The 25,298-nt window shown below is 42.1% G+C and carries 29 protein-coding genes; 19 read left to right on the top strand and 10 right to left on the bottom strand.

Going from position 1 to position 25,298, the window contains the following annotated elements:
* Positions 1 to 373: 373 nt before the first annotated feature.
* Genes rpsJ through rpsQ form a run of 11 tightly spaced genes read left to right on the top strand, consistent with a single transcriptional unit; the run spans position 374 to position 5,340 of the window.
* A complete protein-coding gene (gene rpsJ / locus PSH50_RS15820) occupies positions 374 to 685 on the top strand; it encodes a 30S ribosomal protein S10 (protein ID WP_002957900.1) in 312 nt (103 codons plus the stop codon).
* A gap of 27 nt (positions 686 to 712) precedes the next feature.
* The gene (gene rplC, locus PSH50_RS15825; protein ID WP_004588685.1) at positions 713 to 1,348 is read left to right on the top strand and encodes a 50S ribosomal protein L3; all 636 of its coding nucleotides are present in this window, start codon (positions 713 to 715) and stop codon (positions 1,346 to 1,348) included.
* Between the two features lie 17 nt (positions 1,349 to 1,365).
* On the top strand, positions 1,366 to 1,971 hold the full coding sequence (gene rplD / locus PSH50_RS15830; RefSeq protein WP_004588686.1) for a 50S ribosomal protein L4: 606 nt from the start codon (positions 1,366 to 1,368) through the stop codon (positions 1,969 to 1,971).
* A complete protein-coding gene (gene rplW / locus PSH50_RS15835; protein ID WP_004588687.1) occupies positions 1,968 to 2,270 on the top strand; it encodes a 50S ribosomal protein L23 in 303 nt (100 codons plus the stop codon). The genes rplD and rplW overlap by 4 nt, the downstream gene beginning before the upstream one ends.
* Positions 2,271 to 2,287: 17 nt before the next feature.
* On the top strand, positions 2,288 to 3,112 hold the full coding sequence (rplB, locus tag PSH50_RS15840) for a 50S ribosomal protein L2 (RefSeq protein ID WP_004588688.1): 825 nt from the start codon (positions 2,288 to 2,290) through the stop codon (positions 3,110 to 3,112).
* A gap of 15 nt (positions 3,113 to 3,127) precedes the next feature.
* Entirely contained in the window at positions 3,128 to 3,406 is a 279-nt protein-coding gene (gene rpsS / locus PSH50_RS15845) for a 30S ribosomal protein S19 (protein WP_004588689.1), read from the top strand.
* A gap of 14 nt (positions 3,407 to 3,420) precedes the next feature.
* The gene (rplV, locus tag PSH50_RS15850) at positions 3,421 to 3,753 is read left to right on the top strand and encodes a 50S ribosomal protein L22 (protein ID WP_004588690.1); all 333 of its coding nucleotides are present in this window, start codon (positions 3,421 to 3,423) and stop codon (positions 3,751 to 3,753) included.
* Between the two features lie 11 nt (positions 3,754 to 3,764).
* A complete protein-coding gene (gene rpsC, locus PSH50_RS15855) occupies positions 3,765 to 4,466 on the top strand; it encodes a 30S ribosomal protein S3 (RefSeq protein ID WP_004588691.1) in 702 nt (233 codons plus the stop codon).
* A gap of 12 nt (positions 4,467 to 4,478) precedes the next feature.
* Complete coding sequence (gene rplP / locus PSH50_RS15860; protein WP_002957890.1) at positions 4,479 to 4,892, top strand: 50S ribosomal protein L16; 414 nt, start codon at positions 4,479 to 4,481, stop codon at positions 4,890 to 4,892.
* Positions 4,892 to 5,083, top strand: coding sequence for a 50S ribosomal protein L29 (gene rpmC, locus PSH50_RS15865; RefSeq protein WP_004588692.1), 192 nt, complete (start codon positions 4,892 to 4,894; stop codon positions 5,081 to 5,083). Before rplP ends, rpmC begins: the two co-directional genes overlap by 1 nt.
* Positions 5,083 to 5,340: a 30S ribosomal protein S17 gene (gene rpsQ / locus PSH50_RS15870; protein ID WP_004588693.1), complete on the top strand. Its 258-nt coding sequence runs from the start codon at positions 5,083 to 5,085 to the stop codon at positions 5,338 to 5,340. The genes rpmC and rpsQ overlap by 1 nt, the downstream gene beginning before the upstream one ends.
* 327 nt (positions 5,341 to 5,667) lie before the next feature.
* On the opposite strand, the gene PSH50_RS15875 is transcribed toward rpsQ, so the two are convergent.
* Complete coding sequence (locus PSH50_RS15875) at positions 5,668 to 6,204, bottom strand: helix-turn-helix domain-containing protein (protein ID WP_273609824.1); 537 nt, start codon at positions 6,202 to 6,204, stop codon at positions 5,668 to 5,670.
* A gap of 181 nt (positions 6,205 to 6,385) precedes the next feature.
* On the opposite strand from PSH50_RS15875, the gene PSH50_RS15880 reads away from it, so the two are divergent.
* Together PSH50_RS15880 and PSH50_RS15885 are read left to right on the top strand one after the other, a co-directional pair.
* The gene (locus tag PSH50_RS15880; RefSeq protein WP_055255154.1) at positions 6,386 to 6,859 is read left to right on the top strand and encodes a hypothetical protein; all 474 of its coding nucleotides are present in this window, start codon (positions 6,386 to 6,388) and stop codon (positions 6,857 to 6,859) included.
* A 113-nt stretch (positions 6,860 to 6,972) separates the two neighbouring features.
* Positions 6,973 to 7,569 carry a hypothetical protein gene (locus PSH50_RS15885; RefSeq protein WP_273609825.1) on the top strand — a complete coding sequence of 199 codons (597 nt, stop codon included), beginning with the start codon at positions 6,973 to 6,975 and terminating at the stop codon, positions 7,567 to 7,569.
* A 30-nt stretch (positions 7,570 to 7,599) separates the two neighbouring features.
* Here PSH50_RS15885 and PSH50_RS15890 read toward each other — a convergent pair whose 3' ends face one another.
* The gene (locus PSH50_RS15890) at positions 7,600 to 9,231 is read right to left on the bottom strand and encodes an endonuclease (protein WP_055255156.1); all 1,632 of its coding nucleotides are present in this window, start codon (positions 9,229 to 9,231) and stop codon (positions 7,600 to 7,602) included.
* 306 nt (positions 9,232 to 9,537) lie between these two features.
* On the opposite strand from PSH50_RS15890, the gene PSH50_RS15895 reads away from it, so the two are divergent.
* From PSH50_RS15895 to PSH50_RS15910, 4 genes are all read left to right on the top strand, one after another.
* The gene (locus PSH50_RS15895) at positions 9,538 to 11,349 is read left to right on the top strand and encodes an assimilatory sulfite reductase (NADPH) flavoprotein subunit (RefSeq protein ID WP_054983363.1); all 1,812 of its coding nucleotides are present in this window, start codon (positions 9,538 to 9,540) and stop codon (positions 11,347 to 11,349) included.
* A gap of 60 nt (positions 11,350 to 11,409) precedes the next feature.
* Positions 11,410 to 13,107 (top strand): assimilatory sulfite reductase (NADPH) hemoprotein subunit, encoded by a 1,698-nt coding sequence (gene cysI, locus PSH50_RS15900; RefSeq protein ID WP_024031990.1) that lies wholly within the window; start codon positions 11,410 to 11,412, stop codon positions 13,105 to 13,107.
* Between the two features lie 42 nt (positions 13,108 to 13,149).
* Complete coding sequence (locus PSH50_RS15905) at positions 13,150 to 13,890, top strand: phosphoadenylyl-sulfate reductase (RefSeq protein WP_273609826.1); 741 nt, start codon at positions 13,150 to 13,152, stop codon at positions 13,888 to 13,890.
* A gap of 127 nt (positions 13,891 to 14,017) precedes the next feature.
* Positions 14,018 to 14,560 (top strand): DUF4124 domain-containing protein, encoded by a 543-nt coding sequence (locus PSH50_RS15910; RefSeq protein ID WP_273609827.1) that lies wholly within the window; start codon positions 14,018 to 14,020, stop codon positions 14,558 to 14,560.
* Positions 14,561 to 14,768: 208 nt separating this feature from the next.
* Here the strand turns inward: PSH50_RS15910 and acnA are convergent, their stop codons facing one another.
* The 3 genes from acnA to PSH50_RS15925 all read right to left on the bottom strand — a co-directional run bounded on the left by acnA (position 14,769) and on the right by PSH50_RS15925 (position 18,648).
* Positions 14,769 to 17,510, bottom strand: coding sequence for an aconitate hydratase AcnA (gene acnA / locus PSH50_RS15915; RefSeq protein ID WP_024031992.1), 2,742 nt, complete (start codon positions 17,508 to 17,510; stop codon positions 14,769 to 14,771).
* Between the two features lie 218 nt (positions 17,511 to 17,728).
* Entirely contained in the window at positions 17,729 to 18,157 is a 429-nt protein-coding gene (locus PSH50_RS15920; RefSeq protein WP_273587798.1) for a hypothetical protein, read from the bottom strand.
* Between the two features lie 107 nt (positions 18,158 to 18,264).
* Positions 18,265 to 18,648: an RNA-binding S4 domain-containing protein gene (locus PSH50_RS15925; protein ID WP_024031994.1), complete on the bottom strand. Its 384-nt coding sequence runs from the start codon at positions 18,646 to 18,648 to the stop codon at positions 18,265 to 18,267.
* Between the two features lie 269 nt (positions 18,649 to 18,917).
* Between PSH50_RS15925 and PSH50_RS15930 the strand changes: the two genes are divergently transcribed.
* Entirely contained in the window at positions 18,918 to 19,220 is a 303-nt protein-coding gene (locus PSH50_RS15930) for a hypothetical protein (RefSeq protein ID WP_004589447.1), read from the top strand.
* Positions 19,221 to 19,301: 81 nt separating this feature from the next.
* Entirely contained in the window at positions 19,302 to 19,967 is a 666-nt protein-coding gene (locus tag PSH50_RS15935; protein ID WP_273587797.1) for a hypothetical protein, read from the top strand.
* Between the two features lie 9 nt (positions 19,968 to 19,976).
* Here PSH50_RS15935 and PSH50_RS15940 read toward each other — a convergent pair whose 3' ends face one another.
* The 5 genes from PSH50_RS15940 to glnA all read right to left on the bottom strand — a co-directional run bounded on the left by PSH50_RS15940 (position 19,977) and on the right by glnA (position 25,076).
* A complete protein-coding gene (locus tag PSH50_RS15940) occupies positions 19,977 to 20,435 on the bottom strand; it encodes a cyclic nucleotide-binding domain-containing protein (protein ID WP_004589450.1) in 459 nt (152 codons plus the stop codon).
* Between the two features lie 28 nt (positions 20,436 to 20,463).
* Positions 20,464 to 21,849, bottom strand: coding sequence for a nitrogen regulation protein NR(I) (glnG, locus tag PSH50_RS15945; protein ID WP_004589451.1), 1,386 nt, complete (start codon positions 21,847 to 21,849; stop codon positions 20,464 to 20,466).
* 15 nt (positions 21,850 to 21,864) lie between these two features.
* Positions 21,865 to 22,935 carry a nitrogen regulation protein NR(II) gene (glnL, locus tag PSH50_RS15950; protein WP_004589452.1) on the bottom strand — a complete coding sequence of 357 codons (1,071 nt, stop codon included), beginning with the start codon at positions 22,933 to 22,935 and terminating at the stop codon, positions 21,865 to 21,867.
* Positions 22,936 to 23,024: 89 nt separating this feature from the next.
* The gene (locus PSH50_RS15955) at positions 23,025 to 23,537 is read right to left on the bottom strand and encodes a DUF4124 domain-containing protein (RefSeq protein WP_138685779.1); all 513 of its coding nucleotides are present in this window, start codon (positions 23,535 to 23,537) and stop codon (positions 23,025 to 23,027) included.
* 132 nt (positions 23,538 to 23,669) lie between these two features.
* Positions 23,670 to 25,076, bottom strand: coding sequence for a glutamate--ammonia ligase (glnA, locus tag PSH50_RS15960; RefSeq protein ID WP_024031998.1), 1,407 nt, complete (start codon positions 25,074 to 25,076; stop codon positions 23,670 to 23,672).
* Between the last annotated feature and the right edge of the window lie 222 nt (positions 25,077 to 25,298).

Here is a 25,298-nt window from a genome sequence, read left to right on the forward strand (position 1 = left end):
ATAGGATACCATAATATCTATAAAATCCTGTAATTTGCGTAATCGGTTAAATTATAAACATAAGACTAATTTGGCGCTGAGCAGTTCAATTATAGCTATAAATAACCAGTGGCGGTTATTTGGGCAGCCTTACACCCGTAATTAATTTGCAATTAGTTGTTGCATTTATCACCAATATCACTATAATACGCAGGCTTTCAAGATTCCTCTGGAACTTGAAGGGATAAATTAAGCTTGGATTTCAAGCTAATAAACAGGAGTTCCGATTTGGAACTCATCGTAGATATAAATCAACAACCGGCATCTTAATTATTAAGATTGTTTCGGTCGTTTTTTTATGCTCTTTAAATGCTCTTTATATTGAGGTTTAAGAATGTCAAATCAACGCATTCGTATTCGCCTAAAAGCTTTTGACCACCGTTTGATTGACCAATCAACGGCGGAAATCGTGGAAACTGCGAAACGCACAGGCGCACAAGTACGTGGTCCAATCCCACTACCTACACGCTTTGAACGTTTTACTGTACTAACTTCACCGCACGTAAACAAAGATGCGCGTGATCAGTACGAGATCCGCACCCATAAACGTCTGATCGACATCGTAGAACCAACTGACAAGACTGTTGACGCATTAATGCGTTTAGATCTTGCTGCTGGTGTTGATGTTCAAATCAGCCTGGGTTAATCGAAAGATTAGAGAGGTTATAGGAAAATGGCATTAGGTCTAGTCGGTCGTAAAGTGGGTATGACACGTATCTTCACTGAAGATGGTGTATCTATCCCTGTGACAGTTATCGAAGCGACTCCTAACCGCATTGCTCAGATCAAATCTGACGCAACAGACGGTTATAACGCGCTTCAAGTAACCGCAGGCACTAAAAAAGCAAGCCGTGTAAACAAAGCAGCAGCGGGTCATTTCGCTAAAGCTGGTGTTGAAGCGGGTCGCGGTCTGTGGGAATTCCGCCTAAATGGTGGTGAAGGCGATTTTGAAGTAGGCGCTGAGCTTACTGTTGAATTATTCAACGAAATCAACAAAGTTGACGTAACCGGTACTTCTAAAGGTAAAGGTTTCCAAGGTGGTGTTAAGCGCTGGAATTTCAGCATGCAAGACGCTACTCACGGTAACTCTCTATCTCACCGTGCTCCTGGTTCAATCGGTCAAAACCAATCACCTGGTAAGGTGTTTAAAGGTAAGAAAATGGCCGGTCATATGGGTGCTGAGCGTGTAACGACTCAAAACTTAGAACTAGTTCGCGTTGACGCTGAGCGTAACTTGCTTTTAGTTAAAGGTGCAGTACCTGGCGCTATCGGCGGTGACGTTATCGTTAAACCAGCTGTTAAAGCATAAGTCCTGGAGATTTAGTGATGGAATTAGCAATTAAAGACGCTTCTGGCGCTCTTGAAGTTTCTGAAGCTACTTTTGGACGTGAGTTTAACGAAGCATTAGTACACCAAGTAGTTGTTGCATACGCAGCAGGTGCTCGTCAAGGTACTCGTGCTCAGAAGACACGTTCTGAAGTAAGCGGTGGTGGTAAAAAACCATGGGCTCAAAAAGGTACTGGCCGTGCACGTGCTGGTACAATCCGTAGTCCAATTTGGCGTTCAGGTGGCGTTAGCTTCGCAGCTAAACCACAAGACCACAGCCAAAAAGTAAACCGTAAAATGTACCGCGGTGCGATCAAAAGCATCTTATCTGAATTAGTTCGTCAAGAGCGTTTAATCGTTGTTGAAAGCTTTGGTCTTGAAGCACCAAAGACTAAAGAACTAGTTTCTAAGCTTAAAGAACTTGAGCTTAAAGATGTTCTTATCGTGACTGAAGAAGTAGATGAAAATCTTTTCTTATCGGCACGTAACCTGTACAAGGTTGACACGCGTGATGTAGCTGGTATCGATCCTGTAAGCTTAATTGCTTTCGACAAGGTACTTATTACAGCTGCTGCTGTTAAGCAACTTGAGGAGGCGCTAGCATGATCCGTGAAGAACGTCTTTTAAAAGTGATCCTTGCTCCACATATCTCTGAAAAAAGCACAATTGCTGCTGAAGAAAACAATACTATTGTTTTTAAAGTAACAAATGACGCAACTAAAGCTGAAATTAAAGCAGCAGTTGAGAAGCTTTTTGAAGTAGAAGTAACGGGTGTTCGCACACTTAACGTTAAGGGTAAAACAAAACGTACTGGCATGCGTTTCGGTCGTCGTAGCGACTGGAAGAAAGCTTACGTTACTCTTAAAGAAGGTAGCGAGCTAGACTTTGTCGGCGGCGCCGAGTAATAAGGGGAGTTAGAATTATGGCACTTCAAAAGTGTAAACCAACTTCTGCGGGTCGTCGTCACCTAGTTAAAGTGGTTAACCCAGATTTACATAAGGGTAAACCTTACGCACCACTATTAGAGAAAAATTCTAAATCAGGTGGTCGTAATAACAATGGTCGTATTACGGTTCGTCATATCGGTGGTGGTCATAAGCATCATTACCGTTTAATCGATTTTAAACGTACTAAAGATGGCATTCCAGCCACTGTTGAGCGTTTGGAATATGATCCAAACCGTAGCGCAAACATCGCTCTTGTATTATATGCAGACGGTGAGCGTCGTTACATTATCGCACCTAAAGGCTTAAAAGCTGGCGATGCAATCCAGTCTGGTGTTGATGCACCAATCAAGCCTGGTAATGCATTACCTATGCGTAACATGCCTGTAGGTTCGACTGTTCACAACGTAGAATTAAAACCAGGTAAAGGTGCTCAAATCGCACGTTCTGCTGGTGCATACGTTCAAATCCTTGCGCGTGATGGTCAATACGTAACATTACGTCTTCGTTCTGGCGAAGTACGTAAAGTACAATCTGATTGTCGTGCAACGCTAGGTGAAGTAGGCAATGCTGAGCATATGCTTCGTTCACTTGGTAAAGCAGGTGCAAATCGCTGGCGTGGTATTCGTCCGACAGTTCGTGGTGTTGCCATGAACCCGGTAGATCACCCACACGGTGGTGGTGAAGGTCGTACATCTGGTGGTCGTCATCCTGTGTCTCCATGGGGTAAGCCTACTAAAGGTGCTAAGACGCGTAAGAACAAGCGTACGGATAAATTTATAGTACGTCGTCGTACTAAGTAATATTGAGGAATAGCCATGCCACGCTCTCTCAAGAAGGGTCCTTTTATAGACCTACACTTGCTGAAGAAGGTAGAGAAAGCTTTGGAAAGCGGTGAAAAGAAGCCAATTAAAACTTGGAGCCGTCGTTCAATGATCATACCTAACATGATCGGATTGACCATTGCTGTCCATAATGGTCGCCAGCATGTACCAGTTTTCGTTTCTGACGAAATGATCGGTCACAAACTAGGTGAATTTGCACCAACTCGCACTTACCGTGGCCATGCTGCGGATAAGAAAGCGAAGAAACGCTAAGAGGGGAATGATAAATGCAAGCATTAGCTAAACATAAATTCGCCTCTGGTTCGGCGCAAAAAGCTCGTCTAGTTGCAGATCAGATCCGCGGACTACCTGTCGATCGCGCTCTAGAAATCCTGGCGTACAGCCCGAAAAAAGCGGCTGTATTAGTTAAAAAAGTACTTGAGTCTGCTATTGCTAACGCAGAGCATAACGAAGGTGCTGACATTGATGAGCTTCGTGTAACTACGATTTTTGTGGACGATGGTCCTACAATGAAACGTATTATGCCACGTGCTAAAGGACGCGCAGACCGCATCCTTAAGCGTACAAGCCACATCACTGTTGTGGTTTCAGATAGCTAGGAGTATAAGTAATGGGACAAAAAGTTCATCCTACTGGTATTCGCCTAGGTATATCTAAACCTTGGGTTTCTACCTGGTACGCGAGTTCTAAAGATTTCTCTGATCAGCTTTTTGGCGATCACAAAGTACGTACTTTCCTTACAAAGGAATTAAAAGCGGCTTCTGTGTCTAAAATCGTTATTGAGCGTCCAGCAAAATCGATCCGCGTAACAATTCACACGGCTCGTCCGGGTGTTGTTATCGGTAAAAAAGGCGAAGACGTTGAAAAGCTACGTCAAGCGGTAACTAAGATCGCAGGTGTACCTGCTCAGATTAATATTTCTGAAGTACGTAAACCAGAGTTAGATGCACAACTAGTAGCAGACGGCATTGCCTCTCAGCTAGAGCGTCGTGTTATGTTCCGTCGCGCTATGAAGCGTTCGGTACAAAATGCAATGCGCATCGGTTCTAAAGGGATCAAAGTTGAAGTTAGCGGTCGTCTTGGCGGCGCAGAAATCGCACGTTCAGAATGGTATCGTGAAGGTCGTGTACCTCTACATACTCTTCGTGCTGATATCGACTACGCAACTTCTGAAGCCTTAACCACTTATGGTATCATTGGTGTTAAAGTTTGGATCTTCAAAGGCGAAGTTATTGGTGGTTTACCACTAGTACAAGAGCAAGAGAAGCCAGCTAAACGCGCACCAAAGAAAGCCAAGAAAAGTGCTAAGTAGAGGTAGCGAGTAATGTTACAGCCAAAACGTACAAAATTCCGTAAAATGCACAAAGGCCGCAACCGCGGTTTAGCGCAAAACGGTAACAAAGTAAGCTTCGGTACTTTCGGTTTGAAAGCTACTGGTCGTGGCCGCATGACTGCTCGTCAAATCGAAGCAGCTCGTCGTGCTATGACGCGTCACGTGAAACGTCAAGGTAAAATCTGGATCCGTGTCTTCCCTGACAAGCCGATCACAGAAAAGCCTCTTGAAGTTCGTATGGGTAAAGGTAAAGGTTCTGTTGAATATTGGGTTGCTGAAATTCAGCCTGGTAAAGTACTTTACGAAATGGAAGGTGTTTCTGAAGAGCTTGCTCGTGAAGCGTTTGACCTTGCAGCTCGTAAACTGCCATTCAAAACAACTTTCGTAACTCGGACGGTAATGTGATGAAAGCAAGCGAACTAAAAGACAAAAGCGTAGAAGAGCTAAATGCTGAACTTCTAGGACTTCTTCGTGAGCAGTTTAACCTGCGCATGCAAGCAAGCACTGGTCAGTTAGCTCAGACACACACGCTAAGAACAGTACGTCGCGATATCGCGCGTGTAAAAACAATTATTAACCAGAAGGCAGGTCAATAATGAGCGATAAAATTCGTACTCTTCAAGGCCGTGTAGTAAGCGACAAGATGGAAAAATCTTTCACTGTTGCTATCGCACGTTACGTGAAGCACCCAATCTATGGGAAATTCATCAAACGTACTACTAAGCTACACGTACATGACGAAAACAACACAGCAAAAGCGGGTGACGTAGTTACTATCCGTGAATGCGCACCAATTTCTAAGAATAAATCTTGGACTTTAGTAGACGTTGTTTCTAGTCCAAAACAAGCTTAATTTTTAAATTAAGTAAGTTTTGTAAAAAAAGCCCTGGCATTAGCCGGGGCTTTTTGTTTACGTTTAAAAAAGCTGTAAGTTTGAAGCTTTCAGTCCTCAGCTGCTCGCAGTGGAGTGAAGCGCCGTAGCTTGGGTTGAGACTAGAGCACTTGAGAAAAAAGCACGCCACGAATACGTAATAGTCCTAATTCTAATCGAAAATAATACCAATCGTGTTAAGTTATTAGGCATTTATAGCGACAGATACAAATTTCTGATGTACGACTGTATAGATGTTTAAGGTAGAGTAATACTGGAGTAATTGCCAAGAACAACTAAATAACAGCTCTATAATTTACCAAACCTATGCCTTTGCGAGAGTAAAGCTGCAACAATAGATATTAATATGCACACGGCAGAGCCTACCACTAGGAAGCGGTTCTCGATTCGACTGACTTGCCTTTCACCTACAATTTGATAGGTCACATCCCCCTCAATAAAGCGTTCGCCTTGGTATTGCTGAGTGACGTTAAATGCTAAAAAGTCACCTAGCTTTGCTTGATAGGTAAAGTAGGTTTGTGGATAAAAAATTTCATATGTTGCACATAACCACGCTATCAGCCCACATATAAATAAAGTCAGGCTCATAATTAAAGTGATGTTTGAGGGCTTATGTATAGCTGTATTTATAGGTAGGCATTTATCAATACAGTCTTCGCCATAGCAAAGTTTAAGCTTTTCAATTACCTCAGTTGAGGGGATAAACTGTCCATTTTCAAGCTTTGAAAGGTACGACTGTTGAATTCCAATTTCACGCGCTGCATAAGCCTGAGTCCACTTTTTATTTGCTCTAAGGCGTTTTAACTCCATTCCTAACGCTTGCATACCCTCTGCTCTTATTTGATTAGTTAAGCGTTTTATTATCGCTAAAATTAGTATTTATAAATAGTCTAAAAGCGTATATTCATGCTTATTAATATAAAGAATATTATGAATATTAATAGCTTATATTCAATTTAAGAAAATATAAGGTATGCTCAATTCGATTTTAATAAGGAGATATAATATGTCGAATAAATTTACTAGCGCTATGTTAGTGCTTATCAGTTCACTGTTTTTTATAAACCCCAGTTACGCAGAGCCTGTTTTTGCAATTAAGGCCAGTATTTATAAATTACAGAATGAGATTACCGTAGATAGTAAAATAGAGCAGGCTTTAAAAAATCTAAGCCCTACGCATCAACCTCAGCTACTCACGCTATTAAATAAAAGTGCAATGATAGAAATTGGTGATGATACGCAAATGACGGCGCTTGAAGTAAAGCCTAACGCAGAGGGGTCGCACTTTAACGCTAGTTTGAAGCTAAAAGAGCAGGTTGATGGCAAGTGGGAATCTATTTCTTCCTTTATGCCGCAAATCCCAAATGGGCAAACAGTGTATTTAAGTCGCACCTTTACAGATAAAGTATGGCTGATAAAAATTACAGGTAAACGCTACGAATCAATAGAGCGTGCAGAGCAGGCCTTAAATCAAAAGTAACGCCTGTTAATTTACCGTACAGTGTGTGGCTGCAAAAAAAGTTTAATATAAGTTTGCTGGTAAAGTGTGGCGGGCACGTTAGTATGCGCTAATAAAGGTACAAGGAGCGTAGTATGGCTAAGCAAACAGTGTTAATTATAGGTAATGGCCCCGTCGAAAAGGATGTAAGTAAAGCCCTAAATAGCTTTGATAGAGTGGTGCGCTTCAATATGTGTGCAAACATGCCTGCATACTTAGGCCGTAAATGTACTGATTTATGGCTAGTGGGACGAGGTAAGCAAGGCGCAATGCTTTGCGCAGCGTTTCCAGATATAGATATAACACAGCTGAAAAATGTCATGATCACTGACCCAAAACCTAACTTATTTACTCAACCTTTTTATAAGCTAATTAACCGCAGGGGCTGTATTGACCATGGCGATGAAATAATACGTAAATATAGCCCGTATGCAAACGTGAGTCGAATCGCCCAGCACGATAAAACAGCATTATTAAAACACTTATATACGTTTGGCAAACCTGCTTTTAAAGCTAAAACACCCAGTTCGGGAATGTTAGCCATTGAGCACTTTTTAAAGCAGCAAGCACAAGTGCATATTATCGGTTTTGGTTTTAAGGGCTGGAAGCGTCATCCGTGGGATTTAGAAAAGCAGTATGTAGCGTCACTTATTGCCAAACAAAAAGTACAGTTATTAAAAAGCCCCAGTTAATGCTGGGGCTAAAAAGTTATAACCAAGCTATTACCAAATCATCTCAACAAATTCAGGGTGATCGATATACGGGTTACGATTACCTTGAAACTCATAAGCTGCTTGGTTACGGTCAAGTTCCATTTGGCTAACAGGGTCGGCGTTATGCCAGTTAAGTAGCATAGCTACTACCCAGTTTTCGAATACTTGATTGCTTGTACCATTGAGGACTGCATTACTGGCAGTTGTGTTATTTTGCCACGAGCCTATTACATTCTCGTAGCGGGTTGCCATGTAAAAATAAGCGCGGGCAAAGTCACCTTTAAACTCATCAATTGGCTCAAACACCGTACCTGAGTAATTAATAGAGCTTGCTGCTGAACCGACTTTACTACCGTTTGTTGATGTGAATGATGCGCTAGCCACTTCACCAAAAGGGTAGTTGCTACGTTTTGAGTTTACATAACCGTCGGTTGCATAAATGTGGTGCACGTCTGAATTCATTGGCTCATTTGTGCCGCCAAACCAGCTTTTAGGGAACGAATGCTCACGGTTATAGCAATCTGCTTCACTGTTATAAGTACCACACTGATCGCTCACCGCGGTGTAAGTATAGCTGTCGCTACCATTTGGCTTTTCACTATACATATCTAAAATACTGTTATCGTTTTCAAAGTATTTATCGCGTGCTGAAGAATCGTAAAAGTTCCAAATAGCCGAGTAACCTTGCGAGCTGTGATTTTTGATAATGTTATAAAGCTCAGTTTTTAATGCATAGCCAGATAAACCCTGAGTTGTTACGTAATAACCTGTTGGTGTTGGGTTAGTGCCACCGCCAGTATCACCACCAGAGCTATCGCCTAATTCAAAAGTTGTACTATCTGTGTTATTAAAACTTGCGCCACTGGCAAGTGTGGTGCTGCCCTGAGTGAGCGCATAATTACCATTACCTACGTTACAGCACATACCGTCGCCATAGCTGTCACTTATAACTAGGGTGTATGCGCCATCAGTTAAACAGAGTTGCTCATTATATTGTGTGTTAGAGGCATAACCACTACCACTGGCTACGCTGCTACCTTGGCTGTTGTTAACCACCCAGCTGGTTTCGCTGCCGTAGTTATCGGTATTAAGTGTTAAAGTAAGGCTATGGCCGTTACAGCTGCCTGAAGCGCCGCCGTCTGTATTAGGCAAAAAATTATCTACATAAACGGTTTCATTGCCATCAAAGCCGCTCATATCGTAAAAACGTAAACCAACATTAATGGTTTTATTACTGCTAGGCGTATAACTGTGGCTAATTGTTTGCCACTGGTTAGTTTGCGCTTGGTTAGAGTACCCTTGGTAGCCATCTACATACAGGCGGGCCCTTATGCCTCCTTCAGTGTGATATACATCCACTGAAAAATCATATGTTTTGCCAGCCTCCACACTGACTTGTTGTAATAAGTCGGTATTGCTTTGCGAGCCGGTGGTCACATTAATAGCCGCCGCGCTGCTTGCGTTATTTACGATACTGGTTGAGCGCGATACATTAATACCGCTATCAATTGTGGTCCACGCGTCAGGCGTATTGCCTGTCCACTGCTCAAAGCCGCCATTAGCGACATTGGCCATTGCTGGGGTGGCGGCAATCAGTAATGCCGTGCTAAGTAACTTATTTTTGTATGTCCCGTGTGACATGATTGTTCCTATTTTTTATAGTTGAGTAAATAACATACACTATCTGCACAAGGTTACAAATTTGTTAAATACAAAATTAATAAAATAGCAATAATAAGCCTTTAAGCTGTTTTTGAAGGTCTTTATATAAATTAATAACTAAATGGAATAACAAAGCAGATTCTATTCTTTTTTTCTCACCGCATAGCCCGCTATCCTGCACACTAATAAAACCTCAGCAGAGTTACTCTGGGTGAGGTAAAACTCATTTTGAACAGCGCATCATGTGGGCTGTATGTAATTTTCAGGGTTATGGGGAACAAATTCATGTTGTTAGGTCAACTTAACGCAGCGGCAAGCCCGCTATCGCAAGAGCAAGTACAAAAGCTGCAAGGCTTAGTAGCAGAACTTAATCCGATTCAGCAAGCGTGGGTAAGTGGTTACTTAGCTGCAAATGCTAATTCTGCGGCTCTTGGTGGGCAAGCGCCTACAGCGGCTGCAAGCGATGCTGCGCCACTTACTATTTTGTATGGTTCGCAAACAGGTAATGCAAAAGGTGTGGCGACTAAGCTTAAAGAGCAAGCAGAGTCGCGCGGTCTAGCTGTAAAACTTGTGAGCATGTCTGACTACAAACCTACAGCCCTGAAAAAAGAAAAGTTTTTAACCGTTGTTGTATCTACCTACGGTGAAGGTGAGCCACCTGAAGATGCTGAAACACTGTATGAATTTTTAACTACCAAAAAAGCACCTAAGTTAGATGGCGTTAAAGTCGCGGTACTGGGTTTAGGCGACTCTAGCTATGAGTTTTTCTGCCAAACAGCAAAAGACTTTGAAGAGCGTTTAAACAAACTTGGCGCAGAAACTATTTTCCAACGTGCCGACCTAGATGTTGATTACGATGATGAAGCAGCCACTTGGATCACCGGTGCACTTGATGCATTCGAACCTGATCTAAAAGCGCAGCAAGATGCTGCGGGCGGCCAAGTTGTATCAATGCCATTTGGCGCGCCAACAGCGGCAGCAAGCCAATACACTAAGCAAAACCCATTTGCGGCAGAGCTTGTTACCGTACAAAAAATTACAGGGCGCGATTCTACTAAAGATGTACGCCATGTTGAGATTTCGCTTGAAGGCTCAGACATCACCTACTTACCTGGTGATTCATTAGGCGTGTACTTTTTAAATGATGAAGCCCGCGTAGATGAGCTACTAACACACACGCAAATCGATTCAGGCACACTTGTAAAAGTGGGCGAAGAGTCATTGCCTATTCGCGATGCATTAATCGAAAAGTTAGAGCTTACTCAGTCATACCCAGGCTTTGTAGAAAAATACGCAGTTGCAACGGGCACGCCAGAGCTACTAAAGCTTGTAGAAGATAAAGCCGCTATGCGTGAGTACATTGAGCCTCGTCAAATTTTTGATGTAGTGGCACAAAACCCTGCAAAAATAGACGCACAAACCTTAGTTGATTGCCTACGTAAACTACAAGCGCGCTTATACTCAATCGCTTCAAGCCAAAGCGAGGTTGAAGAGGAAGTGCACTTAACGGTAGGTTTAGTTGAGTTTGACGCCTTTGGCAGCGAACATTTAGGTGGCTGCTCTGGTTATTTAGCACGCCGTGCTGAAGAAGGGTGTAAAGTTAAAGTATTTAGTGAGCACAACGACAACTTCCGTTTACCTAGCGATGATAATACCCCCATTATTATGGTTGGCCCAGGTACCGGTATTGCGCCATTCCGTGCATTTTTACAAGAGCGTGACTCGCGAGAAGCACAAGGCAAAAATTGGCTGTTTTTCGGTAACCCACACTTTACACAAGACTTCTTGTATCAAGTAGAAATTCAGGGTTATTTAAAATCAGGCCTATTAAGCAAAGTTGACGTTGCATTTAGCCGTGACCAAGCCGAAAAAGTATACGTACAAGACAAACTACGCAAAAACTCAAAAGAAATTTTTGAGTGGCTAGAAGCAGGAGCGCATTTTTATGTGTGTGGTGATGCAAACCGCATGGCAAAAGATGTACACAACGCCTTAGTTGATATCATCAGCGAAAACACCGGTAAAAGCTACGAAGACGCAGAGCAATATTTAAAAGACTTACGTAGCGCTAACCGCTATCAGAAAGACGTGTATTAATCACGTTTCTTATTTTATTAACAGCTAGCAGCCGTCACTGTAACAAATTTAGGATTTAAAATGAGCGAACAAGATAAAAACGTAAAACTTTCTGATAACGAACGTTTGAAAAGAGAAAGTAACTTTTTACGTGGCACCATAGAGCAAGATTTAAAAGATGAAATTACCGGCGGTTTTACAGCCGATAACTTCCAACTTATACGTTTTCACGGTATGTACCAGCAAGATGACCGCGATATACGCCCTGAGCGTGCAAAGCAAAAGCTAGAGCCGCTGCACAATGTAATGCTACGTGCACGTATGCCTGGTGGTATTATCAAGCCTGAGCAATGGCTAGCAATTGATAAATTTGCCGATGAAAAAACAAGCTACGGCAGTATTCGTTTAACAACACGTCAAACGTTTCAATTTCATGGTGTATTAAAGCCAAATATTAAAGGCATGCACCAAATGCTTAATAGCGTTGGCATTGACTCTATTGCCACCGCAGGCGATGTAAACCGTAACGTACTATGTACGACTAACCCTGTTGAGTCAGAGTTACATCAAGAAGCGTATGAGTGGGCGGCAAAAATATCTGAGCATTTACTTCCAAAAACGAAAGCATACGCTGAAATTTGGTTAAATGGCGAAAAAGCAGAAACTACAGAAGAGCCAATTTTAGGTTCTAACTACCTACCGCGTAAGTTTAAAACCACGGTTACCATTCCGCCTAACAACGAAGTTGATGTGCATGCGAATGACTTAAACTTTGTTGCTATTGCTGAAGATGGCAAGCTTGTTGGCTTTAACGTACTTGTAGGTGGTGGCCTAGCTATGACCCACGGTGATACGGCTACGTATCCGCGTAAAGCTGACGACTTTGGTTTTATTGCCCTAGAAGACACCTTAAAAATTGCTGAGCACGTTGTATCAGTGCAGCGCGATTGGGGTAACCGTTCTAACCGTAAAAATGCAAAAACTAAATACACCCTAGACCGTGTTGGGTCTGACGTATTTAAAGCGGAAGTAGAAAAACGTGCCGGTGTAAGCTTTGCACCAAGCCGCCCTTATGAGTTTACTCACCGTGGCGATCGTATCGGTTGGGTAGAAGGCATTGATGGCAAGCACCACCTTACGCTATTTATACAAAGCGGCCGTATTTTAGACTACCCAGGTAAGCCATTAAAAACAGGTTGTCGTAAAATTGCAGAAGTGCACCAAGGCGATATGCGCATGACGGCTAACCAAAACTTAATTATTGCCGGTGTGCCTGCCGATCAAAAAGCAGTCATTGAAGAAATTGCCCGTAACCACGGCCTAATTGATGACAAAGACACTGAGCAACGTAAAAACTCAATGGCGTGTGTAGCATTGCCAACGTGTCCGCTTGCTATGGCCGAAGCTGAGCGTTACTTACCAAGCTTAATTGAAAAAACCGAAGCACTACTTGCTAAGCATGGCATACCTGATGACAGCATTATTATGCGTGTTGTAGGTTGTCCTAACGGTTGTGGCCGCGCAATGCTTGCAGAAGCTGGTTTAGTAGGTAAAGGCCCTGGTAAATACAACGTTTACCTAGGTGGTAATTTAGAAGGTACACGCATTCCTAAACTGTACCTAGAAAACGTAGGTGAAGATGTTTACCTAGACGCGTTTGATAAGCTGATTGGCCAGTGGGCAAGTGAGCGAAACGACGGTGAATGTTTTGGTGACTTTGTTATTCGCAAAGGCATTGTTGCTGAAGTAAAAGTATCAGTAACCGATTTTCACGCTTAATTAAATACCCACGCGGAGCGTGGGTGAGGTTTAAAATTGACCATGAGTGAATTTAAAAACATATTACAGCTTGATAAGCAAAGCCAAGCGGCATTGCTTGCAGATGCAAACGGCATACTTGCACCAATGAGTGCGGAGCAGCGTGTTGCATGGGCACTAGAGAACTTACCCGATACAGCTTTTTTATCATCAAGCTTTGGTATTCAAGCGGCGGTCATGCTGCATTTAGTAACATCTCAGCGTCCTGATATTCCTGTGGTATTAACCGATACGGGTTATTTATTTCCAGAAACGTATCAGTTTATTGAGCAAATGACAGCGCGCCTATCACTTAATTTACAGGTGTATAAAGCTGAGCTAAGCCCTGCATGGCAAGAAGCTAAATACGGTAAGTTATGGGAACAAGGCGAGGACGGTATTAAGCAATATAATCAGCTTAATAAAGTAGAGCCCATGACCCGCGCATTAAAAGAAATTGGTGCCGGTACCTGGTTTAGCGGCCTGCGCCGTGACCAATCGTCGACCCGTGCAGATAAACGGTTTGTTGAGATAAGCCGAGGTACGGTAAAAGTGTACCCGATTATTGAATGGTCAAACCGCGATGTATATCAATACCTTACCAAGCATGATTTACCTTACCACCCATTATGGGAGCAAGGTTATGTGTCGATGGGTGATGTGCATACTACGCGTAAACTTGAGCCAGGTATGAGCGAAGAAGAAACGCGCTTTTTTGGTTTAAACCGCGAATGCGGGCTGCATATTGACGGCGATGGTATTTAAAAAAAGCGAATGCTAAACAACTATTTAAACGCAACTTAGGTTGCGTTTTTTATTGCAAAAAAATTGCCTGATTAAGTATTTTTTATTAGACTTGCCTTTCAAGGATTCATTTTTAAGCAGGAACGCTATGAAATACTTCACCTACTTGGCAATATCAGTCATGATCATTGCTGTTATCTCTTTGTTTTACCTAAAAAAGCCAGATGGCCAAACATGGCTTTCTAGTTCATCTATTAGTGCTGAATCTCACAAAATTAAAGAAAAAATGGTCGCGTTATCTAGCAATACGCTTAATCAGGCAGTGCAAGGCGCAAAACAAGCAGGCGATAAAATTGCGCAGAGTGTAAACAATGATGCGGCGACAATTAAACCAGGTAGCAAAATTTATAAGTGGCAAGATAAAAACGGCCAATGGCATTTTTCAGATACGCCTAATGCAGATGGCAAAAGTATTGAGGTAAAACTTGATGCCCGTGATGTCACTGTTGTAGCCGCAGAAGACACCTCAATTTTGAGTAGCAGTGCAAGTACCTCAAAAAAGAGTTTTCAACCACCTACGCCTACCGTTTACAACGCTGAATCTATTCAAAAACTGTTTGAAGATGCCGAAAAGGCAAAGCAAAAATTAGAGCAGCGCAGTAAAGAGATGCAAAGTATAGGTGGGTACTAAATTTTATTGTGCGCTTAGCATTAAAACTTACTCAATATGAGGGGTTTTAATCGTGCGGGGTTTGTAATTTGTGAGCTGAGTTACTGCGCCTTCGTTATGCTAAGGGCTTACAGCCAGTTAAAAGCAATACCAAGTTGCAATACTCGTTAATTATTTAGCGCATAAAAAAGCCTAGCGACTGCTAGGCTTTTTATTTTTAAGTGTATGATTAGTCAAGCATATTACGTAAAACGTATTGCAGAATACCGCCGTGCTTGTAGTAATCCCACTCTTTAGGGGTATCTATGCGTACATCGGCGCTAAAGCTGACTTTTTTGCCCTCAGCATTCGTGGCAATAATGCTCACTTCATTCGTTTTGTCGTACAAACCTTCAATATCAAACTGCTCTTGGCCAGTTAAATTTAATGATTCGTGGCTCTCACCTTCTTTAAACTGTAAAGGCAGCACACCCATACCAATAAGGTTAGAGCGGTGAATACGCTCATAACTTTGTGCAACCACCGCTTTTACACCTAATAAGAGTGAGCCTTTTGCTGCCCAGTCGCGTGATGAACCGGTACCGTATTCTTTACCAGCTAACACAATTAATGGTGTGTTACTCTTTTCATATTCCATTGCGGCATCGTAAATGCTGGCAAGCTTGTCATCAGGTTGGGTGCGAGTAACGCCACCTTCTGTACCTGGTGCGAGTAAGTTTTTAAGCCTAACGTTCGCAAATGTGCCTCGCATCATCACTTCGTGGTTACCACGGCGTGAACCGTACGAGTTAAACTGCGCTTTTTCTACGCCTTTTTCCTGTAAGTAAATACCGGCTGGCGCTTCAGCTTTAATGGCCCCCGCAGGAGAAATATGGTCAGTGGTTACTGAGTCGCCAAGTTTAGCTAAACAACGCGCCCCTTCAATTGTTGGCACGCCTGGTGGTTCAACGCTCATGCCCTCAAAGAATGGTGCTTTTTTAATGTAAGTTGAGCCATCATCCCAATCATAGAGCTTACCATCAGGAATTTGAATTTTTTGCCAACGGCTGTCGCCTTCGTATACGTTGGCATAGCTTTTTTCGAACATTTCTCTGGTTACCGTTTTCTGTACTAGTTCGCTGACTTCGCTCACGCTTGGCCAAATATTTTTCAGGTAAATATCGTTACCGTTTTCATCTTGCGCTAATGGCTCGTTGTATACATCTATGTCTGTACGTCCTGCAATGGCATACGCTACCACAAGTGGAGGCGAGGCTAAAAAGTTCATTTTAACGTCTTGGTGTATACGCCCTTCAAAATTACGGTTACCCGATAAAATAGAGCTTACAACTAGCTTATGCTTTTGAATAGCTTCGCTAATTTCATCTGCAAGCGGGCCTGAGTTACCTATACACGTGGTACAACCATAACCGACCAAGTTAAAGCCTAAGCTTTCTAGGTCATCCATTAGGCCTGCTTTTTCAAGGTAGTCGGTTACCACTTGCGAACCGGGTGCAAGCGATGTTTTAACCCATGGTTTTACATTAATACCCAGCTGTTTAGCTTTTTGAGCCACTAAGCCTGCGGCTAAAATAACACTGGGGTTAGAGGTATTTGTACAGCTTGTAATAGCGGCAATAACACAGGCGCCATCGTTTAGTTCAAATTCTTGGCCTTTAAACTTCACTTTGGCTGCACCCATAAACTGCGCTTCGTCTACCGGTTCATCTGGGTTGGTTGTTGGGCCTTCACTTTCAATGCGCGCTTCTTCAATATCGCTTTTATCACGACGAGCCATACGCTCATCTTGGAAACCTTTTAGGTGCTGGCCTATCACATCACCGGCTTTATCAAGTGTAATTCTGTCTTGTGGGCGTTTAGGGCCTGCAAGGCTAGGTACTACATCGTCTAATTTAAGCTCAAGGGTGTCTGTGTAATGCGCTTCGTCGCCTTCATGGCGCCATAAGCCTTGGTGTTTAGCGTAGTCTTCAATCAGTTTGAGGTGATCTTCATCGCGGTTCGTTAAACGCAGGTAGTTAATTGTTTCATCATCAATTGGGAAAATACCACATGTTGCACCGTACTCTGGCGCCATGTTGGCAATGGTTGCTCTATCGGCGAGCGGTAAATCAGCTAGGCCGTCACCATAAAACTCAACAAATTTACCCACTACTCCGTGGTTACGTAGCATTTCGGTAACGGTGAGCACTAAATCGGTAGCTGTAGTGCCCTCGGGTAAGCGGCCATTTAATTTAAAGCCCACTACCTGAGGAATAAGCAAGCTAATTGGTTGCCCAAGCATGGCTGCTTCGGCTTCAATACCACCTACGCCCCAGCCTAACACACCTAAACCATTAATCATGGTGGTGTGCGAATCAGTCCCTACAAGGGTGTCTGGGTAGGCTATTGATTTTCCGTTTTCACTGTCGTTAAAAACAACACGCGCTAAAAACTCTAAGTTTACTTGGTGCACAATACCTGTAGCTGGTGGCACTACTTTTAAATTATCAAAAGCAGTTTGCCCCCAGCGTAAAAATTCGTAGCGTTCTTTATTTCGTTCGTATTCTAGCTTGGCATTTAAATCAAACGCACCATCGTCACCGTAGCCATCTACTTGTACTGAGTGGTCAATTACAAGTTCAGCAGGAGAAAGCGGGTTTATTTTTGCAGGATCGCCACCTAGCTTTTCCATTGCATCACGCATGGCAGCTAAATCAACAATGGCGGGAACACCTGTAAAGTCTTGCATTACAACACGTGCCGGCGTAAAGGCCACCTCAGCTGAGGGCTTTGCTTTAGGGTCCCAATCAAGAAGGGCTTGAATGTCTTGTTCTTTAATATTTACGCCATCTTCATTGCGTAATAGGTTTTCTAGTAATACTTTGAGAGAAAAGGGCAATCGCTTTGCTTTGTCGCCTAATCCTTTAAGTGAGTGAATATGGTATTGCTCGCCATTAATCGTTAATTGTTGTTGGGTGTCGAAACTATTCATTTTTTGCCCCTTTGATAGTTAGGATTATGTCCTTGATAAAATAACGTGTTTATTTGCCAATAGTTTGCAAAGTGCATACCAGAGATAATAAATATGACAAATCAGGCTAAAAAGCAGGTAGCGCAATGCATGTTTTTTAGACAGTACTAAGTATAGAAGTGCTACCTAAAATTGTTTTTTCAAGTAGCAAAATAATGAGTTTACAAAAGGGGGGGAAGTTAGTTCAACCAACCTTGTTGTTTGCTTTTTATACTTAAATATAAAAGCAAAAACGCAATAACAATCACTAAAATAGGCATAAACACCGCGCTTATCCCCAGCATTTTAATGCTATTTATCACAATGAAATTATAAAATTGCTGAATAAATATCGCTACCAACGATAACGCAAAGGTAGGCGTTGCAAATGCATTTTTGGCCAATAGTAGTATGCAGCCAAGGGTGCCACCAAATACCGCTACAGCAAATGCAATGGTAGACCACAAAGGCACGTCTGAATATGCAGCTTGTTGATCTAACGGAAGTTTACTTATCATCTCGGGGGTCATCATAAGGTGCATTATAAATGCAAACACACCTAATAAATTCCAGATAAGTGCTGCCCACAGGGCGGGTTTAAACCAATTGGGTGTGGCTGAGGTTGTCATATTATTACCTTGTTTTTATTGTATTTTACGAGGTAATTAAAGAGCAAAAAGGCTAACTGTTCAAGCTAGCCTATACATATAATAAAAATGGCACAAAGCGCTAATGGCTAGCCAAATGAGATAGGGCGACGCCCTGTATTTTCATCAACCTTTGGCTTTTTAGTGCGCTTTCTTTTATTTTTTGCCGGCTTTTGAGCTGTTTCATTAGGTGTTTTTTCTGGCTGTGGCTGGGTTGTTGCCACTGGGCGCTCTACAGGAGTCGCATCTTCACTTAAAGTGAGTTGAAAAAGCTCGCCATCAAATTCAAGTACATCGCCACTGTATAATTTTTTCCGTTTTATTGTACATATTTCATGGTTAACCCCAACATAGCCTTGCGCTATTAGGTTTTTAGCTTGGCCGCCACCTTCTACTAAATCGAGTACTTTTAGTAATTTACAAAGCTCTATAGGTTCTTCTTCAAGTTCAATTTCAATGTATTCTTCTGACATGGTTATCTCTGTTGGTGGCGCATAAGCAGCAAGTATAAAGGCTTGCACTGTTTTTTGCACCTAGCAAGCTCGCCCGAGTGGGATAAAAAAGAGTGATAAATATAAAACTTTTTTCAACTTTAAAAAAACTGCAGCATTTGATGCGTATGCTCTAGCAAAAATTTGGTGTGCTATTTGCTATTGCTTTGGCAAATAAAAAATCGTACCTAAAACATGGTAATTATTTCACCGTTTTAATTGTTTAGGTCTGCATATAATTGGAGCAGTAAATGGGCATAAGATTAGCAATGAAAAAAGAGCTAATGGGCTTAGATAATTCAGATATGCTGACAGCAGATGATGTAAGAGCTCACTTAGCTAACTCGGTAAAAACACAAAAAGAGCAAGATGAACGCGGCTTTTCGGTTATTTCTAAGTTTAACGATACGCACAGTCGGCTAATTAGTGGTGATCCACTTAAAAAATCAAAACTGGAATTTGAACGTCATCGCTTATTTAATGAAGTTTTATATACGCGCCAAAGTGTAGATGCCTGGTTAGACAGCCAAACAAATTATACCAACGTACAATAATACTTAATTAAGCACATGAGTATTAAGTTGCTATAGATAGTTACCTCCAATAGACTACAATTGTAATCATTGGGGGTAACTATGAAAAATGGCATTTTAATCTGTATGTGGGCGCTATTATTAACTGCGTGCCAACAACCTACCGTTTATGTTTTTAGTGAAAACTTGCAAGATGAGCAGCGCAAGCAGCTCGATGCTGCGCTAAAAGCACAAAATCTTCCTTATGAATACGTAGCGCTAGAAATCCCATCTACCTTTGGTGAGGCTACGTTACTCTTATCAAGCGATAAAATTTACCCAAAAGAGACTGAGCAGTTAGCTATTATTATGCAAGAGCTAGGTTATCAGCCCGAAATTAACTACACGACACGATCAAATCATTTTTATGGTGATGGCAATATAGGCTTTTATTTAAAGAGCACTGATGGAGAAGACGCTTTTACTATGCCGTCTCGGCTAAGAACAACCCATTGCAGCGAAGATAAATACAATGATTTAGCGGTTAGATTTTCAAATGAACACGCTGACTTTACCTTACCCAGTGGCGCTGTTGTAAGGTTAGGTTGGGAGTTTTTATATGGTTATGTTGTTATTTATTATAAAACCTACTCGCAAACATATAGCCACTCACAGCCGCTTGTAGCGACGCCCTTTGGCGCCAAGCCATCCGATACGTATACATTTACGGCGCATGTTAATCACCCCAGCTGGCTTGATTGCTCACTACAAATTGTTTATATGGACTGAGTGATAGAGCTAACCGTGGGTTTCTATGTGCTCACTCAGCTTTGCAATACGCAGGCTCATACCTTCTATGATTCTATCTTTAATTTTTTCGCGTATTACATTAGGCAAGCGAGTAAGTGCCTCTGGGGTAATGGCAAGTACTATGGTGTCGGTTTTAGCGCGAGCGCTCGTACTACGCTCGCGGTTATTAATAAATGCGCCTTCACCGATAAACTCACCGGGCTCTATAGTGCCAAGCTCCAGCAAGTGGTTATGTTTAAAAACAAGTAACGCACCGCTTAATACAATGTATAAGCGTTTGTCGTTATCGTATTGTTTAAATAAAAACTGATGCTGGTTAACTAAATACAATAACCCAAACGACTCTAGTAGCACTTGGCGTTCAGCAAGGGTGAAGTCTTTAAAAAAGTGCAATCTATTCACTATTTCCATTTGTTTAAATAATGGAATGTGTTCTATTAATTTCATCCTAGGGCCAACGAGTAACGGTTAGAAACTAGCTAATATTGCGCTCTTTTAATTTGCGGGTCAACGTGTTGCGCCCCCAGCCAATTTTTATGGCTGCATCTTGTTTATGGCCAGAGCAATTAGCCAGTGCTGTTTTTATAAGGCGAGTTTCAAGCTGAGCTTGAATATCAGGCCAAATGTTTTCTTTACCTTGCTTAAGCTCTTGATTGAGCCATTGCTGAAACGCATCAAGCCAATCACCTTCTTGTTGAACAGGTGCTGCATCAATGATCTCTGGTGGTAGGTCTTGCTCACTTACTAATTCACCAGGGGCCATAACGGTTAACCAGCGACAGGTGTTTTCAAGCTGGCGCACATTACCAGGCCAGCTAAATAGCCTAAGCTGCTCTGTGGCTTTTGGGCTTAGCACTTTACTTTCTACTTGCAGATCTTTTGCGCTTTTGTGTAAAAAGTGCTGCGCTAGGCGTTCAATGTCTTCAGTTCTTTCTCTAAGAGCCGGTAAACGAAGGCGCACAACGTTTAAACGATGAAATAAATCGTCCCTAAATTTACCCTGTTTTACTAAATCTTCTAAATTTTGATGCGTTGCAGCGATAATGCGTACATCTACTTTAATACTCTGGTGCCCGCCCACACGGTAAAACTCACCATCGGCGAGTACACGTAATAAACGTGTTTGCACATCCAGTGGCATATCGCCAATTTCATCTAAAAACAGTGTGCCGCCATTGGCTTGTTCAAAGCGGCCTTTACGAACGCTATCGGCACCAGTAAATGCGCCTTTTTCGTGGCCAAATAGCTCAGACTCCACAAGCTCTTTTGGAATAGCGGCCATGTTTAATGCAATAAACTGGTTTTCTTTACGTGGGCTGTGGTTATGCAAAGCGCTGGCAACAAGCTCTTTACCTGTGCCAGACTCACCATTAATTAGTACGCTCATACTTGAAGCCGACAGTTTACCTATCGCTCTAAACACTTCCTGCATCGCAGGGGCTTCGCCAATAATGTGCGCGCTTTTAGGTGGAACTTGTTTACGCTTAGTCTTTTTAGTTGAATTTGCTCTACAGGCACTTTCGATTAATGCCACGGCTTCGTTTAAATCAAATGGCTTGGCTAAGTACTCAAACGCGCCTTTTTGAAATGCGTTAACTGCTGAGTCTAAATCTGAGTGGGCGGTCATTATAATAACCGGCAGCCCTGGGTTTTGCTCTGCTATGAGTTCAAGCAATGCCATGCCGTCCATGCCTGGCATCCGTACGTCAGATACCAACACGGTTGGCTGGCTAAATTTTAGCGCGCTTAACACGTCTTGCGCATTTGCAAAGCTTTCTGCTTCAAACCCTGCGCGTGTCAGCGCTTTTTCTAATACAAAGCGAATTGATGCGTCATCATCTACAAGCCAAACTGTTTTCATGCCAACTCCAAAACATTAATCTGCAAAAGGCAGATAGATATTAAATTCAGTATGGCCAGGCCAGCTATCGCAGTCTATATAACCGTCGTGCTGATCTATGAGCGTTTGTGCGATTGAAAGCCCTAGCCCTGAGCCACCTTCCTTGTTGGTGATCATCGGGTAAAACAATGTTTCGCGAACGCTTGGGTCTATGCCTGGTCCATTATCAGAAACCTGGATCAACAAGGCTTTTTTAGGGGCTTTTCCGGGGCGGCGATACTGATGATTAATGCGGGTTTTTATTTTTATTTCACCGCCATCAACTAACGCCTGTTGAGCATTGCGTACAATATTAAGTACAACTTGCTGAACTTTGCCTTGGTCAATAAACACATCAGGGATACTTGGGTCGTAATCTTTAACTAGACTAATATTTTTACAATTATCTAATGTGCTTAATTTAACAACCGACTCAAGTGTTTGGTGAATATTGCCATACGACTTTTGCGGAAGCTGATTTGGCCCAAGTAGCCTATCAACTAATTCGCGTAATCGGTCGGCTTGCTCAATTATAAGCTCAGCGCATTCGTCCCTTTCTTGTTGATCTACCTCATACTGCAATAACTGCGCCGCTCCGCGTATTCCCCCTAAAGGATTTTTAATTTCGTGAGCAAGCCCTCTAATTAAATTTCGTGCAGCTTGATATTGATGCATTTGGTTAGAGGCTTTGTCGTGTTTTATTTCTTCATCGGTTTTACGACACTCAAGTAAAATATAGCGTTCGTTTTTAAACTTAACTTGGCGCGATGTAATGGCTATTTTTGCATGGCGAGAATCTATAAAGACCACGTCAGCTCTGTGCTGGCTGCAATCTACACCATCCACAAGTGAGTACTGGGCTATGCGCTCTAAATCCACAGAATGGTAATTAAATAAGCTGTTAAAGGTTTGCCCAATAATGCGCTTTTTACCCAAGCCGAGTAGTTCGCTGGTGCTGGTGTTGGCATAAACAAGGGTAAAACTTTTATCAAGTAACATGACCGATGTAGTTTGATTTTGCCAAATGGCATTGAGAAGTTCAGGGCTAAAATTTTGTTCGTTTGACATCTTTGCACCACTTTAGTGCGTTAATATTTGCAAGCAAGTTTTAATCAGTAAATACTGCTGCGCTAATTTTGCTTCATGAGACATTGTACTTAGTTTACAGCCTTTCTTTGCATCACAAAGGTACTGGGCTGACTGATAGCAATGGCTTGATTTTGTTTATTATAAAGTTTGAGATACAAAGTATGAGCTCCGTTTTCTACATCCCGTATAGCAAACGTTGATAAATCGCTTGCGGGCCCATAAGCGTTACCGTTTAAAAATAGCTGTATGGTAAAGCCAGCTTCAAAACGCGGTGTTATGCGGCTTGTTACGTACACCGAGCCGGTGTTTTCGCGTACGGTTTGGTTATGTGTAGGCGACGATATCATAATTTGAAAACGGTTAGGGTGTGTTGGTTGTGGTGAACCAGGGGGGTGTTTATCGGTCTCAGACAGGGTAAGATCTTGGCTGCTTAGTTTTATTTCGTGCGCGCCACTACGTGGTGTATCTGAGAACACTAAAACACCATTTTTATCTTTCCAAGCATAAATTTTCTTATTGCCTGCATAACTATAAATGCTTAATCCTAAAGCAAAAAATAGTAATAATATCCTGTAATTCACATTGCTACCCTGCATATTTTGTAATTACATAACTTTAGTGGAGATAACCCTAATTTACCATAAAAAAAAGCCCGCTAAGCGGGCTTGAGAACACACATTTATTATCTTATCGATAATTTTGTCTACGGCGTATTAAACGCTGTAGTACATTTCAAACTCAACTGGGTGAGTTGTCATGTTAAGTTTTTCAACTTCTTGAGATTTAAGTGCAATGTATGCATCGATTAAATCATCAGTGAATACGCCACCTTGCGTTAAGAATTCACGGTCAGCACTAAGTGCTTCTAGCGCTTCATCTAGTGAAGATGCAACTTGTGGAATTTCTGCTGCTTCTTCTGCTGGTAGGTCGTATAAATCCTTATCCATAGCATCGCCAGGGTGGATCTTGTTTTTGATACCGTCAAGGCCAGCCATAAGCATTGCAGAGAAAGCAAGGTATGGGTTAGCAGTTGGATCTGGGAAGCGTACTTCGATACGACGACCTTTTTCAGATGGTACAACTGGAATACGGATTGATGCAGAACGGTTACGTGCAGAGTATGCAAGCATTACCGGTGCTTCAAAACCTGGTACTAAACGTTTGTACGAGTTAGTTGAGGCATTTGCAAACGCATTGATTGCTTTAGCGTGCTTAATAATACCGCCAATGTAGTAAAGTGCATCTTCAGAAAGACCACCGTACTTATCACCAGCAAAAAGGTTAACACCGTCTTTTGCTAAAGATTGGTGACAGTGCATACCAGAACCGTTATCGCCTACAACAGGCTTAGGCATAAATGTGGCCGTTTTTCCGTAAAGGTGAGCCATGTTATGAATAACATATTTCATCTCTTGGATTTCATCCGCTTTTAATACCATTGTATTAAAGCGAGTTGCGATTTCGTTTTGACCCGCTGTTGCAACTTCGTGGTGATGCGCTTCTACTACTTGGCCTAGTTCTTCAAGTACTAAACAAGTAGCTGAACGCCAATCTTGTGAAGAGTCAACTGGTGAACATGGGAAGTAACCACCTTTAACACCTGGGCGATGACCTGTGTTACCGCCTTCGTAGTCTTTATCTGAGTTCCATGCTGCTTCAACAGCATCAATTTTGTACATAGAACCTGACATATCTGACTTGTATTTAACATCATCAAATAGGAAGAATTCTGGCTCAGGGCCAAATAAAACTGTATCTGCGATACCGGTAGATTTCATGTACTCTTCAGCGCGTTTAGCAACTGAACGAGGGTCACGCTCGTAACCTTGTAGTGTAGATGGCTCTACAACATCACAACGTACGATTAGCGTAGCTTCTTCTGTGAATGGGTCTAATTTTACTGAATCAGCTACTGGCATAAGTACCATGTCTGATTCGTTAATGCCTTTCCAACCTGCAATTGAAGAGCCGTCGAACATTTTGCCGTCTTCAAAAAAATCTTCATCTACTTGGTGATGAGGAATAGAAACATGTTGTTCTTTACCTCTAGTATCAGTAAAGCGTAAATCAATGAACTTAACGTCATTTTCTTTAATAAAATCTAAAACCGATTGTGACATGTGTCCTCCAACTGTTGGGTTTTATTATTGCTGCATTAAATGCTTTGGTTTTTTAGTAAGCCGATTTTATGCCATTATTTTAACTTGCTGTTTATTAAGTTAAAAATTATGGTTGCACAAAAGTGGTCACGGGCTTTGCACTTTTGTGGTGCGTAAAATATCCACATTGGTGCAAAAATTTCACGCTCGATTCTGCACGTATTTTAATCACCTAAATCAGCT

It is taken from the genome of Pseudoalteromonas sp. Angola-7 (assembly GCF_028599255.1).
GTDB classification, from domain to species: Bacteria; Pseudomonadota; Gammaproteobacteria; order Enterobacterales; family Alteromonadaceae; genus Pseudoalteromonas; species Pseudoalteromonas atlantica.